This is a genomic window from Pseudomonas sp. Irchel 3H3, from assembly GCF_900187635.1.
Taxonomy (GTDB): domain Bacteria; phylum Pseudomonadota; class Gammaproteobacteria; order Pseudomonadales; family Pseudomonadaceae; genus Aquipseudomonas.
In genome coordinates, this window is the sequence record NZ_FYEC01000005.1 from 103,634 (window position 1) to 118,014 (window position 14,381).

A 14,381-nucleotide genomic window follows, 5' to 3' on the forward strand; every position below is an offset into this window, starting at 1 on the left:
ACGACAATGGATTTTGTAGGAGTGCATCGTGCGTAAGTTGACTCAATTGGTTCTCCTGGCAACTGTCCTGGTAGCGACCCCGGCATTTGCCGACATGAAAATCGCCGTACTGAACTACCAGATGGCGCTGCTGGAATCCGACGCGGCGAAGAAGTACGCAGTGGACGCCGAGAAGAAGTTCGGCCCACAACTGAGCAAGCTCAAGACCCTGGAAAGCAGTGCCAAAGGCATCCAGGATCGTCTGGTCAGCGGTGGCGACAAAATGGCCCAGGGCGAGCGTGAGCGTCTGGAGCTTGAATTCAAGCAAAAGGCCCGCGACTTCCAGTTCCAGTCCAAGGAATTGAACGAAGCCAAGGCTGTTGCCGACCGTGAAATGCTCAAGCAGCTCAAGCCGAAACTGGACAGCGCTGTGGAAGAAGTCATCAAGAAAGGTGCTTTTGACCTGGTCTTCGAGCGTGGCGCAGTGATTGATGTCAAGCCGCAATACGACATCACCCGCCAGGTTATCGAGCGCATGAATCAGCTGAAGTAATCCATGACAGCGACTAAAACCCTCGGCCAATTGGCCGAGTTCCTGGGCGCCACATTGTGTGGTGACCCAGAGAAGACAATTACTGGGCTAGCCACTTTACAAGAGGCTGGCCCAGCTCAGTTGAGCTTTCTGGCAAACCCCCAATACCGTAAATACCTGGCCGACAGCCATGCCGCAGCCGTGTTGCTGAAGGCCGCTGACGCCGAAGGTTTTGCCGGTGATGCGCTGGTGGTGCCGGATCCTTACGCGGCGTACGCGCGGGTGTCCCACCTGTTCGATCCCAAGCCCAAGGCGGCTGCCGGTATCCATCCGACGGCAGTCATCGCGGCGGACGCGGTGGTTGACCCGGCGGCGAGCATCGGTGCGTTTGCGGTGATCGAGAGCGGTGCCCGGATTGCTGCCGGTGTCACGGTCGGCGCCCATTGCTTCATCGGTGCCCGTAGCGAGATCGGTGAAGGTGGCTGGTTGGCCCCGCGAGTGACGCTGTACCACGACGTGCGCATTGGCAAGCGGGTGGTCATTCAGTCCGGTGCGGTGCTCGGCGGTGAAGGGTTTGGTTTCGCCAACGAAAAGGGCATCTGGCAGAAAATTGCCCAGGTCGGTGGGGTGCTGGTCGGTGATGACGTGGAGATTGGCGTGAATACCGCTATCGACCGTGGCGCCTTGGCTGACACCATCCTCGGCAATGGGGTGAAGCTGGACAACCAGATTCAGATCGCGCACAACGTGCAGGTCGGTGATCACACCGCCATGGCAGCGTGCGTAGGCATTTCCGGCAGCACCAAGATCGGCAAGCATTGCATGCTGGCCGGCGGTGTCGGGCTGGTGGGGCACATCGAGATCTGCGACAACGTATTCCTGACCGGAATGACCATGGTTACCCACTCGATTACCGAGCCGGGCGCCTATTCTTCCGGTACGGCCATGCAGCCGGCCGCCGAGTGGCGCAAAAGCGCGGCACGCATCCGTCAGCTCGATGACATCGCGCGACGCCTGCGCCAGCTGGAAAAGCAGGTAGGTGAAGTGACCCCCGGTGGTAATGCTTCATCAGATGGCTGATACCATTTCCATATCAAGCGTGCACAGCCGTTAGACTGCCTCCTTGATTTGCTAGAGGAGCGTGCATCAGTCGCGCGTTCCCAATCTTTACATAGGCTTCCCCCCGAAATGATGGACATCAACGAGATTCGCGAATACCTGCCTCACCGTTACCCGTTCCTGCTGGTGGACCGCGTAGTGGACCTCAATGTTGAGGAAAAGCGCATTCGTGCCTACAAGAATGTCAGCATCAACGAGCCGTTCTTCAACGGTCACTTCCCCGCGCATCCAATCATGCCGGGCGTATTGATCATCGAAGCGATGGCCCAGGCTGCCGGAATCCTTGGTTTCAAAATGCTCGACGTCAAGCCTGCCGATGGCACGCTTTACTACTTTGTCGGCTCCGACAAGCTACGCTTCCGTCAGCCGGTCAAGCCGGGCGACCAGTTGATCCTCGAAGCCACCTTCATCAGCTGCAAGCGCAAGATCTGGAAGTTTGAATGCCAGGCTTCGGTGGATGGCAAGCCCGTGTGCTCGGCCGAGATCATCTGTGCGGAACAAAAAGTATGAGTTTGATTGACCCTCGCGCAATCATCGATCCGACAGCCGTACTGGCTGAGGGCGTTGAGGTCGGCCCTTGGTCGATCGTCGGCGCAGGTGTGGAAATCGGCGAGGGAACAGTGATCGGCCCGCACGTGGTGCTCAAGGGGCCGACCCGGATTGGCAAGCACAACCGCATCTATCAGTTCTCCTCGATCGGTGAGGACACCCCTGACCTGAAGTACAAGGGGGAAGAGACGCGGCTGGTGATCGGTGACCACAACGTTATCCGTGAAGGGGTGACGATTCACCGTGGGACCATCCAGGACCGCTCGGAAACCACCCTGGGCGATCACAACCTGATCATGGCTTATGCCCACATCGGCCACGACAGCGTCATCGGCAACCACTGCATCCTGGTCAACAACACCGCGTTGGCCGGGCATGTACACGTGGCCGACTGGGCGATCCTCTCCGGATTCACCCTGGTTCATCAGTATTGCCACATTGGTGCCCACAGCTTCTCCGGCATGGGCACGGCCATCGGCAAGGATGTACCGGCCTATGTCACGGTGTTCGGCAACCCGGCCGAAGCGCGCAGCATGAACTTCGAGGGCATGCGCCGTCGTGGGTTCAGCGAAGAAGCTATCCATGCCCTGCGTCGCGCCTACAAAGTGGTCTACCGCCAGGGCTTGACCGTGGAGCAGGCATTGGCTGAGCTGGTCGAGCCTTCGGCGCAGTTTCCGGAAGTTGCAGTGTTCCGTGACTCGATCCAGTCTTCGACCCGCGGCATCACCCGCTAACCATGGCTAATCTGCGTATAGCGCTGGTGGCGGGCGAAGCTTCCGGCGACATCCTGGGCGCGGGCTTGATGCGTGCGCTCAAGGCTCGCCACCCGGCGGTCGAGTTCATCGGTGTCGGTGGCCCGCTCATGCAGGCTGAAGGCCTGACGTCCTATTTTCCCATGGAGCGCTTGTCGGTCATGGGGTTGGTGGAAGTCCTGGGGCGCTTGCGTGAACTGTTGGCTCGGCGCAAGAAGTTGATCAAGACCTTGATCGCCGAAAAGCCGGACGTGTTTATCGGCATCGATGCACCAGACTTCACCCTCAATATCGAACTCAAGCTGCGCCAGGCCGGGATCAAGACCGTGCACTACGTCAGCCCTTCGGTCTGGGCCTGGCGGCAGAAGCGTGTGCTGAAGATCCGCGAAGGCTGCGACTTGATGCTCACGCTGCTGCCGTTCGAAGCTCGGTTCTACGAAGAGAAAGGCGTGCCGGTGCGGTTTGTCGGCCACACCCTGGCCGATGCCATTCCGCTGGAAGCCGACCGCGCCGCAGCGCGCGCCGAGCTGGGCCTGCCGGACGGCCCTCTGGTCGCCCTGATGCCGGGCAGCCGGGGCGGTGAAGTCGGGCGCCTGGGCGGCTTGTTCCTCGATGCCGCCCAGCGGTTGCGGGCCATGCGCCCCGGGGTGCGGTTTGTCATCCCGTGTGCCAACCCTGAGCGGCGGGTGCAGCTCGAAGAGCTGCTGGCTGGCCGTGATTTGCCGGTCACCTTGCTGGACGGGCGCTCGCACCTGGCGCTGGCCGCCTGCGACGCGGTCCTGATCGCCTCGGGTACTGCGACGCTGGAGGCTTTGTTGTACAAGCGGCCGATGGTCGTGGCCTATCGCCTGGCGCCACTGACCTACTGGATTCTCAAGCGCATGGTGAAAAGCCCCTACATCTCCTTGCCGAACTTGCTGGCCCAGCGTCTGCTGGTGCCCGAGTTGCTGCAGGACGATGCGACGCCCGAGGCGTTGGCGCTGACCCTGTCGCCGCTGATCGATGGCGGCGAAGAGCAAACCATCGGTTTTGACCAGATCCACCGGACCCTGCGCCGCGATGCCTCGAACCAGGCTGCTGACGCGGTCCTCAATTTGATCGGCGCACCACAATGACTACGGTAAAGATGCAAATGGGCCTGGATTTCAACCTTGTCGCGGATGCGCAAGCGCTGGTCGCCGGAGTCGATGAAGTAGGGCGCGGTCCACTCTGTGGCGCGGTGGTGACGGCGGCGGTGATCCTCGATCCGCTGCGCCCGATCCTCGGCCTCAATGACTCGAAGAAGCTCACTGAAGCTCGTCGCGAAAAGCTCTACGACGAAATCTGTGAAAAAGCCCTGAGCTGGTGTATCGCTCGCGCTGAAATCGAAGAAATCGACGAGTTGAACATTCTCCATGCCACCATGCTGGCGATGCAGCGCGCCGTCGAAGGCCTGCACATCCAGCCAAAACTGGCGATGATCGACGGTAACCGCTGCCCCAAGCTGGCCATGCCGGCGGAAGCGGTGGTCAAGGGCGATAGCAAGGTCCCGGCGATTGCCGCGGCGTCGATCCTGGCCAAAGTCAGCCGCGACCGCGAAATGGCCGCCTTTGAATTGATTTACCCGGGGTATGGCATCGGCGGCCACAAAGGTTATCCGACTCCCGTGCACCTGGAAGCCCTGGCGCGCCTGGGCCCGACCCCGATTCACCGGCGTTCGTTCGCGCCGGTGCGGCAGGCTTACGAGGCTCGCGAAGGGCTGCTTGAGCGCTAGTCCAAGCTGATGTTTTTGCCAAGGCCCGGTACAATCCGGGCCTTGTTGTCTCCACGTTATTAGCAGGATCACTATGCCGGCTTCATTCGTTCACCTACGCCTGCACACTGAATACTCCCTGGTCGACGGTCTGGTGCGGATCAAGCCGCTGGTCAAGACCCTGGTCGGCATGAACATGCCGGCCGTAGCGGTCACCGACCAGAACAACATGTGTTCCCTGGTCAAGTTCTACAAAAACTCCATGGGTGCGGGGATCAAGCCGATCTGCGGCGCCGACCTGTGGCTGTCGAACAAGGACCCGGACAACGCGTTGAGCCGGATCAGCTTCCTGGCGATGAATGCGGTCGGTTATCGCAATCTCACCGAGCTGATTTCCCGCGGCTTCATTGATGGCCAGCGCAATGGCCAGGTCATCATCGAGCGCGAATGGGTGGCAGAGGCCAACGAAGGCTTGATCATGCTCTCGGCAGCCAAGGAGGGCGAGATCGGCATGGCCCTGCTCGGCGGCAACCCGGACGAAGCCGAAACCCTGGCTCGCGAGTGGATGGCGGTGTTCCCGGACCGTTTTTACCTGGAAATCCAGCGTACCAACCGTCCCAACGATGAAGAGCAACTGCACGCAGCCGTGGCCCTGGCCGACAAGATTGGCGCGCCGCTGGTGGCTACCAACGACGTGCGATTCATCAAGCAGGAAGACTTCGCCGCCCACGAAACCCGGGTGTGCATCGGTGAAGGCCGGGCGCTCGACGATCCCCGGCGCTCGAAGAACTACAGCGACCAGCAATACCTCAAGAGTGCCGAGGAAATGCTCGAGCTGTTCAGCGACTTGCCCGATGCCGTGCAGAACACGGTCGAGATCGCCAAGCGCTGCAATATCGATGTAAAACTGGGCAAGCACTTCCTGCCCAACTTCCCGATTCCCGATGGCATGACCATCGACGAGTATTTCCGCAAGGTGTCCTTCGACGGGCTTGAAGAGCGCTTGAGCGTGCTGCTGCCCAAGGACACCACCGAGGACTACGAGGCCAAGCGCCAGGTCTACGTCGACCGGCTGAATTTCGAGCTGGATATCATTATCCAGATGGGGTTCCCCGGTTACTTCCTGATCGTGATGGACTTTATCCAGTGGGCCAAGAGCAACGGGGTTCCGGTGGGGCCGGGCCGGGGGTCGGGTGCCGGCTCGCTGGTGGCCTATGTCCAGAAAATCACCGACCTCGACCCGCTGGAATACGACCTGCTGTTCGAACGTTTCCTCAACCCGGAACGGGTCTCCATGCCCGACTTCGACGTCGACTTCTGCATGGACGGTCGTGACCGGGTCATCGAGTACGTGGCCGAGAAATACGGGCGCAACGCGGTTAGCCAGATCATCACCTTCGGCTCCATGGCCGCCAAGGCGGTGGTGCGCGACGTGGCGCGGGTCCAGGGCAAGTCCTACGGCCTGGCGGATCGCCTGTCGAAGATGATTCCCTTCGAAGTCGGCATGACCCTGGAAAAAGCCTACGAGCAGGAAGAGATCCTGCGCGACTTCATCAAGGTCGATGAAGAGGCGGCGGAAATCTGGGAGATGGCGCGCAAACTCGAAGGTGTTGTGCGTAACGTCGGCAAGCACGCCGGTGGTGTGGTGATCGCACCCACCAAGCTGACCGACTTCTCGCCGATCTATTGCGATGAAGAGGGTGGCGGCCTGGTCACCCAGTTCGACAAGGATGACGTCGAGGCGGCCGGCCTGGTGAAGTTCGACTTCCTGGGTCTGCGGACCCTGACGATCATCGACTGGGCGCTGAAAACCATCAACCGCGACCGTGCCAAGGTCGATGAGCCGCCGCTGGATATCGCCTTTATCCCGCTGGACGACAAGCCGACCTACAGCTTGCTGCAAAAGGCCGAGACCACCGCGGTGTTCCAGCTCGAGTCGCGCGGCATGAAGGAGCTGATCAAAAAGCTCAAGCCCGACTGCCTGGAAGACTTGATCGCACTGGTGGCCCTGTTCCGTCCCGGCCCGTTGCAATCGGGCATGGTGGACGACTTTATCAACCGTAAGCACGGTCGCGCCGAGCTGGCGTACCCGCACTCCGACTACCAGTACGAGGGCCTCAAGCCCGTACTGGCACCGACCTACGGCATCATCCTGTATCAAGAACAGGTGATGCAGATCGCCCAGGTCATGGCCGGCTACACCCTCGGCGGTGCGGACATGCTGCGTCGGGCCATGGGTAAGAAAAAACCCGAAGAGATGGCCAAGCAACGTGGCGGTTTCATCGAAGGTTGCGCGACCAACAATATCGACGCTGACCTTGCGGGTAACATCTTCGATCTGGTGGAGAAATTCGCCGGTTACGGCTTCAACAAATCCCACTCCGCCGCCTACGGCCTGGTGTCTTACCAGACGGCCTGGCTGAAAGCCCACTACCCGGCGCCGTTCATGGCCGCGGTACTCTCGGCAGATATGCACAACACCGACAAGGTCGTGACCTTGATCGAGGAAGTGCGGACCATGAAGCTGCGTCTCGACGCGCCGGACGTGAACACTTCGGAGTTCAAGTTCACGGTGAACGAGGAGGGCCGGATCATCTACGGCCTGGGCGCGATCAAGGGCGTGGGCGAGGGGCCGGTCGAGGCGATTACCGAGGCGCGTCAGGATGGGCCGTTCCAGGACCTGTTCGATTTCTGCGCGCGGGTCGACCTCAAGCGAATCAACAAGCGCACCCTCGACGGCCTGATCCGCAGCGGCGCGCTGGACCGCCTGGGTCCGTACTTCTTTGATGAGACCAAAGCCTACCAAGCCAACATCGACCGTAACCGCGCGGTGCTGCTGACGGCCATGGAAGAGGCGATCAAGGCGGCCGAGCAGACGGCGCGGACCCACGACAGCGGGCACGCCGACCTCTTCGGCGGGCTGTTTGTCGAAGAAGACGCCGACGTCTACGCCAATCACCGCAAAGCCAAGGAGCTGACGCTCAAGGAACGCCTGAAGGGTGAAAAAGACACCCTGGGGCTGTACCTGACCGGTCACCCGATTGACGAATATGAAGGTGAAATCCGCCGTTTTGCCCGCCAGCGCATCATCGACCTGAAGCCGGCTCGCGACACCCAGACTGTCGCCGGCATGATCATCGCCCTGCGGGTGATGAAGAACAAAAAGGGCGACAAGATGGGCTTTATCACCCTCGACGACCGTTCGGGCCGGATCGAGGCGTCGCTGTTCGCCGAGGCGTTCCATTCCGCGCAATCGCTGCTGCAAACCGACGCGATGGTGGTGGTCGAGGGCGAAGTCAGCAATGACGACTTCTCCGGTGGCCTGCGGCTACGGGTCAAGCGGGTGATGAGCATGGAAGATGCGCGCACCAACCTGGCCGAAAGCCTGCGCCTGAAGGTGCAGACCCAGGACCTCAAGGGCGATCAGTTGCGCTGGCTGGGGGAGTTGTTCAAGCGTCATCGTGGCGCCTGCCCCATCACCATGGAGTACACCAGCCCCGACGCGAAGGCCTTGCTGCAATTTGGCGAGACCTGGCGAATCGATCCGGCAGACAGCTTGATTCAAGCCCTGCGTGACCAGTTCGGGCGAGACAACGTCTTCCTCCAATACCGTTGACGGTCAGGGGCCCTTGAAGCGCCCTGGCCATGACCCGAATTTTTAATCTCGACCTGAACGCGCCTGTCCCTTAAGGTAGGGCGCGAATAGACAACCGGCCGACCCAAGCTCACTTGGACGTCGACCCAAGACGGACGCCTATGAACCCGAATTTTCTAGATTTCGAACAGCCGATCGCCGACCTGCAAGCCAAGATCGAAGAGTTGCGCTTGGTCGGTAATGACAATTCGCTGAATATCGGCGATGAGATCTCGCGCCTGCAGGACAAGAGCAGCACGCTGACCGAAGACATCTTCGGCAAGCTGACCAGCTGGCAGATCGCTCGTCTGGCGCGTCATCCGCGTCGTCCCTACACCCTGGACTACATCCAACACATCTTCACCGAGTTCGATGAACTGCACGGCGACCGTCACTTCTCCGATGACGCGGCGATTGTTGGCGGTGTAGCCCGTCTGGACGACCAGCCAGTAATGGTGATCGGTCACCAGAAAGGCCGTGAAGTGCGCGAGAAGGTTCGCCGCAACTTCGGCATGCCGCGCCCGGAAGGCTACCGCAAGGCGTGCCGCCTGATGGAAATGGCTGAGCGCTTCAAAATGCCGATCCTGACCTTCATCGACACGCCGGGCGCGTACCCGGGGATCGACGCCGAAGAGCGCAACCAGAGCGAAGCCATTGCCTGGAACCTGCGGGTCATGTCCCGCCTGAAAACCCCAATCATCGCCACCGTGATCGGTGAGGGTGGTTCCGGTGGTGCACTGGCCATTGGTGTCTGCGATCAGTTGAACATGCTGCAGTATTCGACCTACGCGGTGATCTCGCCGGAAGGGTGTGCCTCGATCCTGTGGAAAACCGCAGAAAAGGCCCCGGATGCTGCCGAAGCGATGGGCATCACCGCCGAGCGCCTCAAGGGCTTGGGTATCGTCGATAAAGTGATCGGCGAGCCATTGGGCGGCGCCCACCGTGATCCAGCCGCTGCGGCTGCCTCGATCCGTGGCGAACTGGTCGCGCAACTGCAGATGCTCAAGAAATTCGACAACGACGCGCTGCTGGCCCGCCGTTACGAGCGCCTGATGAGCTACGGTCTGTGATCTGACGCGAGATCATTGTAGGAGCGAGCCTGCTCGCGATGACGGAGCTACAGTCAACCTCAGTGTTGGCTGGCTTTTTTCGCGAGCAGGCTCGCTCCCACCTTTGATGTGTGCGAAGTGATCGTTATGCGCCAGCTCACGGATCTATCTGCAAGACTGCTGTTGAACCTGACCCCCTGGCGTAACGCGCCGACCTGGCGTATCGCCTTCTCCGGTGGCCTTGACTCCACCGTGCTGCTGCACCTCCTGGCGCAACTGGCTAAAACCCAGGACCTGCCAAAACTCCAAACTGTCCACGTACATCACGGCCTGCAGGCTGCGGCTGATGCATGGCCGCAGCATTGTCAGGCCGTGTGTGACGAGTTGGGCGTGCCGCTGGCGGTGATTCGGGTGCAGGTCCAGGCGGGTGCCAGCCTGGAGCGAGCCGCCCGCGAGGCGCGTTATGCCGCCTTTATCCAGGTGACTGAGGCCGGTGAGCTGTTGCTGACGGCCCAGCACCGCGACGATCAGGCTGAGACCCTGCTGTTTCGTCTGTTAAGGGGCGCGGGGGTCAGGGGCTTGTCGGCAATGCCGGGCCATCGTGCCTTGGGACGCGGGAGTCTGGTGCGGCCGTTGTTGGATGTGCCACGGGCCGAGCTTGAGGCGTACGCCCGGGCGCATCAGTTGCGCTGGGTCGAGGACCCCTCGAACGGCGACCAGCAGTTTTCCCGCAATTACCTGCGCCAGCAGGTTTTCCCCTTGCTCAGTTGCCGCTGGCCCCAGGCTGCCGCCACCCTGGCTCGTAGTGCCGGCCATCTGCGCGAGGCCCAGGGCTTGCTCGATGAGTTGGCCCAGATGGACCTGGCCCAGGCTGCCACTGCCCATGAATTTGCCTGGCTGGGGCAACCGTCGCTGGACCTGGCGGTGCTGGCCGGGCTGTCCGCGGCTCGCCAGCGCAACGCCTTGGGGCATTGGTTGGCAACGCTGACTCGGCTGCCAGACACTGACCATTGGTCGGGTTGGGACAGCCTGCGGGATGCCGCGGCGGATGCCCGGCCGATCTGGCGCCTGGCAGATGGCGAGCTGCATCGGGCCAATGGGCGGGTCTGGTGGTTGTCCGGCGCGGGACTGCCCGCGCTCACGGGTACTGTGCCCTGGGCTGATCCATCAGTTGAACTGGCACTGCCCGGCAATGGCCGGCTCAGCCTGGCGGGTGAGGCCCCGCAAGGCCTGCTCAGCGTGCGCTACCGCCAGGGCGGGGAAATCATGCAGTTGCCCGGTCGTGGCCACCGTGACCTCAAGCGCTTGCTCAATGAGCGTCAGGTGCCGTTGTTTGCCCGTGGCAGATTGCCGCTGCTGTACTGCGATGAGCAACTGATCGCCGTGGCCAACCTGCCCGGGCTGGACGTCAGTGCGGGGGCAAACCTGGTTTTACGATGGCAGCCAGTAATCAACGATCAAGGTTTGAGCTGAAAGGGGCTTTCCGGTAGACTACGCTCCCTTCTTGATACAACTTCTGTGGATTCGCCTGAATTGCAGGAGTTGCCGATTACCAAGCAGTCTTTGCTGGGCGATTCCAAAAAATGTGTAGCGAGCAACCTACTGGTGATTCATCTACCGGTCTGTCCCAACGCGGCGGTTTTTTTGAAAGATGCACTGTAATTAATGCAGGTGATCGGGGGCTTCGGCCTTCCTTCGCTTTCCCCGGCGGCACTGACCGCTTTAACGCAGACTTCTAGGGTTTTTCATGACGCGCTACATATTCGTCACGGGCGGTGTTGTTTCTTCATTGGGGAAAGGCATTGCATCGGCATCATTGGCGGCCATCCTGGAGGCGCGGGGACTTAAGGTCACCATGCTCAAGCTGGACCCGTACATCAACGTCGACCCGGGCACCATGAGCCCGTTCCAGCACGGTGAAGTGTTCGTCACTCACGACGGCGCCGAGACCGACCTGGACCTGGGCCACTACGAGCGGTTCATCCGCACGACCATGACCCAGAACAACAACTTCACCACTGGCCGTGTCTACGAGCACGTGCTGCGCAAAGAGCGCCGTGGTGATTACCTGGGTGCAACCATCCAGGTGATCCCGCACATCACCGACGAAATCAAGCGCCGCATCATCAAGGGTGCTGGCGACGCTGACGTGGCGATGGTCGAGATCGGTGGCACCGTGGGTGACATCGAGTCGCAACCGTTCCTGGAAGCCATCCGTCAACTGCGTTTCGAAGTCGGCGCCAAGCGCGCGATGCTGATGCACCTGACGCTGGTACCGTACATCGCCACCGCAGGCGAAACCAAGACCAAGCCAACCCAGCATTCGGTCAAGGAACTGCGTTCCATCGGCCTGCAGCCGGACGTGCTGGTCTGCCGTTCCGATCACCCGATCGACCTGTCTTCGCGTCGCAAGATCGCGCAGTTCACCAACGTTGAAGAACGTGCGGTGATTGCCCTGGAAGACGCCGACACCATCTACAAGATCCCGGGCATCCTGCACTCCCAGGGCCTGGATGATTTTGTCGTCGAGCGTTTTGGCCTGCAATGCGATAGCGCCGACCTGTCCGAGTGGGAAGCGGTGGTCGATGCCAAGCTGAACCCGGAACACGAAGTCACCATCGCCATGGTCGGCAAGTACATGGAGTTGCTGGACGCGTACAAGTCGCTGATCGAAGCGATGAGCCACGCCGGCATCAGCAACCGGACCAAGGTCAACTTGCGCTACATCGACTCCGAAGACATCGAGAACCAGGGCACTGCGCTGCTCGAAGGTGTCGATGCGATCCTGGTACCAGGCGGTTTTGGCCTGCGTGGCGTGGAAGGCAAGATCACCGCCGTGCAGTACGCTCGCGAAAACAAAGTGCCGTACCTGGGTATCTGCCTGGGCATGCAAGTGGCGGTCATCGAGTTCGCCCGTAACGTGCTGGGCTGGAAAGACGCCAACTCCACCGAGTTCGATCGCGCCAGCGGTCACCCGGTCGTGGGCCTGATCACCGAGTGGGAAGATGCCACCGGCGCTGTTGAAACCCGCACCGAGTCCTCCGATCTGGGCGGCACCATGCGTCTGGGTGCCCAGGACTGCCTGCTGGAAGCCGGCTCGCTGGTTCACGATTGCTATGCCAAGGACGTGATCGTCGAGCGTCATCGTCATCGCTATGAAGTGAACAACAATCTGCTGCCACAGCTGATCGAAGCCGGCCTGAAAATCTCCGGTCGTTCCGGCGATGGCGCCCTGGTTGAAGTGGTTGAAGCACCGGATCATCCATGGTTCGTCGCTTGCCAGTTCCACCCGGAGTTCACCTCGACTCCGCGTGACGGCCACCCGCTGTTCAGCGGTTTCGTCAAGGCAGCATTGACTCAGCACCAGAAAAAAGCCTGACGCGCCAAGGCGTGAATTCGCGATGTGACCCATGGGCTGCCAAGGCCCGTGGGTTGCCGCGATTACGCCGCTGGCCGTTGCTGGATGATTGGCTGAAAGTTTTCCAACGCAGAAGCCGCGTTACCTGGGTTTCTGCGTCTTGTTGGCGCTGGATTGTCAGCGTCGACAAACAGTAATGTGACCCACAAGTTATAAATCGATCGGTATACAGCGTTTTCGTCAACTTTGGAGTGTTTACAACAATGGCAAAAATCGTCGACATCAAAGGTCGTGAAGTTCTCGACTCCCGTGGCAACCCCACCGTCGAAGCGGACGTGCTTCTCGATAACGGCATCATCGGCAGCGCTTGCGCGCCGTCCGGTGCTTCCACTGGCTCGCGTGAAGCGCTCGAGCTGCGTGATGGCGACAAGAGCCGTTACCTGGGCAAAGGTGTGCTCAAGGCCGTAGCCAACATCAATGGCCCGATTCGCACCGCGCTGCTGGGTAAAGACCCGGTTGACCAGAAAGCCCTCGACCGCATCATGATCGAGCTCGACGGTACCGAGAACAAAGGCAGCCTGGGCGCCAACGCGATCCTCGCCGTCTCCCTGGCTGCGGCCAAGGCAGCAGCCCACGATCAGGATCTGCCGCTGTACGCCCACATCGCTAACCTGAACGGTACCCCGGGTGTCTACTCGATGCCGGTGCCGATGATGAACATCATCAACGGTGGCGAGCACGCTGATAACAACGTCGACATCCAGGAATTCATGGTGCAGCCGGTTGGCGCCAAGTCTTTCTCGGAAGGCCTGCGCATGGGCACCGAGATTTTCCATCACCTCAAGGCTGTACTGAAGGCCCGTGGCCTGAGCACTGCAGTGGGTGACGAAGGTGGTTTCGCGCCAAACCTGGCTTCCAACGAAGACGCTTTGAAAGTCATCTCCGAAGCCGTAGCCAACGCCGGTTACACCCTGGGCACCGATGTGACCCTGGCACTGGACTGCGCGGCGAGCGAATTCTACGAAGACGGCAAGTACAACCTGTCCGGCGAAGGCCAGGTGTTCACCGCTGAAGGTTTCGCTGACTACCTCAAAGGCCTGACCGAGCGTTATCCGATCATCTCGATCGAAGACGGCTTGGACGAGTCCGACTGGGCTGGCTGGAAGATCCTCACCGACAAGATCGGCGAGAAGACCCAACTGGTGGGCGACGACCTGTTCGTGACCAACACCAAGATCCTGAAAGAAGGCATCGATAAAAAGATCGCCAACTCGATCCTGATCAAGTTCAACCAGATCGGCACCCTGACCGAGACCCTGGAAGCGATCCAGATGGCCAAGGCCGCTGGCTACACTGCCGTGATCTCGCACCGCTCCGGCGAAACCGAAGATTCGACCATTGCCGACCTGGCTGTGGGCACTTCGGCAGGCCAGATCAAGACCGGTTCGCTGTGCCGTTCCGACCGCGTTTCCAAGTACAACCAACTGCTGCGTATCGAAGAGCAATTGGGTGGCAAAGCCAAGTACAACGGCCGCAGCGAATTCCGCGGCTAAGCTTGGTGGAGTAAAAAGACACCGGATTGTGTCGAAAAAATCGCATTAGCGGGTTTTTTGCCACTAGTCTGATGCCTTAGAGTACGAGCCTGGTTCTTCCAGGCTTCGTGCTATCAGACGCTTC

11 protein-coding genes are annotated in these 14,381 nt (G+C 60.6%); all 11 read left to right on the plus strand.

Going from position 1 to position 14,381, the window contains the following annotated elements; all coding sequences use genetic code 11:
* Positions 1-28: 28 nt before the first annotated feature.
* The 11 genes from CKW24_RS08050 (at position 29) to eno (ending at position 14,257) form a co-directional block, all read left to right on the plus strand.
* On the plus strand, positions 29-532 hold the full coding sequence (locus CKW24_RS08050; protein ID WP_095166801.1) for an OmpH family outer membrane protein: 504 nt from the start codon (positions 29-31) through the stop codon (positions 530-532).
* 3 nt (positions 533-535) lie between these two features.
* Positions 536-1,591, plus strand: coding sequence for a UDP-3-O-(3-hydroxymyristoyl)glucosamine N-acyltransferase (gene lpxD / locus CKW24_RS08055; RefSeq protein ID WP_095166803.1), 1,056 nt, complete (start codon positions 536-538; stop codon positions 1,589-1,591).
* A gap of 108 nt (positions 1,592-1,699) precedes the next feature.
* Positions 1,700-2,140 carry a 3-hydroxyacyl-ACP dehydratase FabZ gene (gene fabZ, locus CKW24_RS08060; protein WP_027619040.1) on the plus strand — a complete coding sequence of 147 codons (441 nt, stop codon included), beginning with the start codon at positions 1,700-1,702 and terminating at the stop codon, positions 2,138-2,140.
* A complete protein-coding gene (gene lpxA, locus CKW24_RS08065; RefSeq protein WP_095166805.1) occupies positions 2,137-2,913 on the plus strand; it encodes an acyl-ACP--UDP-N-acetylglucosamine O-acyltransferase in 777 nt (258 codons plus the stop codon). The genes fabZ and lpxA overlap by 4 nt, the downstream gene beginning before the upstream one ends.
* A 2-nt stretch (positions 2,914-2,915) precedes the next feature.
* A complete protein-coding gene (lpxB, locus tag CKW24_RS08070; protein ID WP_095166808.1) occupies positions 2,916-4,046 on the plus strand; it encodes a lipid-A-disaccharide synthase in 1,131 nt (376 codons plus the stop codon).
* Positions 4,047-4,057: 11 nt separating this feature from the next.
* Positions 4,058-4,684 carry a ribonuclease HII gene (rnhB, locus tag CKW24_RS08075; protein WP_095166810.1) on the plus strand — a complete coding sequence of 209 codons (627 nt, stop codon included), beginning with the start codon at positions 4,058-4,060 and terminating at the stop codon, positions 4,682-4,684.
* A 73-nt stretch (positions 4,685-4,757) separates the two neighbouring features.
* Positions 4,758-8,279 carry a DNA polymerase III subunit alpha gene (gene dnaE, locus CKW24_RS08080; RefSeq protein ID WP_095166812.1) on the plus strand — a complete coding sequence of 1,174 codons (3,522 nt, stop codon included), beginning with the start codon at positions 4,758-4,760 and terminating at the stop codon, positions 8,277-8,279.
* 140 nt (positions 8,280-8,419) lie between these two features.
* A complete protein-coding gene (locus CKW24_RS08085) occupies positions 8,420-9,367 on the plus strand; it encodes an acetyl-CoA carboxylase carboxyltransferase subunit alpha (RefSeq protein WP_095166814.1) in 948 nt (315 codons plus the stop codon).
* Between the two features lie 126 nt (positions 9,368-9,493).
* Positions 9,494-10,819 (plus strand): tRNA lysidine(34) synthetase TilS, encoded by a 1,326-nt coding sequence (tilS, locus tag CKW24_RS08090; RefSeq protein WP_095166816.1) that lies wholly within the window; start codon positions 9,494-9,496, stop codon positions 10,817-10,819.
* Between the two features lie 274 nt (positions 10,820-11,093).
* The gene (locus CKW24_RS08095) at positions 11,094-12,725 is read left to right on the plus strand and encodes a CTP synthase (protein ID WP_095166818.1); all 1,632 of its coding nucleotides are present in this window, start codon (positions 11,094-11,096) and stop codon (positions 12,723-12,725) included.
* Positions 12,726-12,967: 242 nt separating this feature from the next.
* On the plus strand, positions 12,968-14,257 hold the full coding sequence (gene eno / locus CKW24_RS08100; protein ID WP_095166820.1) for a phosphopyruvate hydratase: 1,290 nt from the start codon (positions 12,968-12,970) through the stop codon (positions 14,255-14,257).
* Positions 14,258-14,381: the final 124 nt, after the last annotated feature.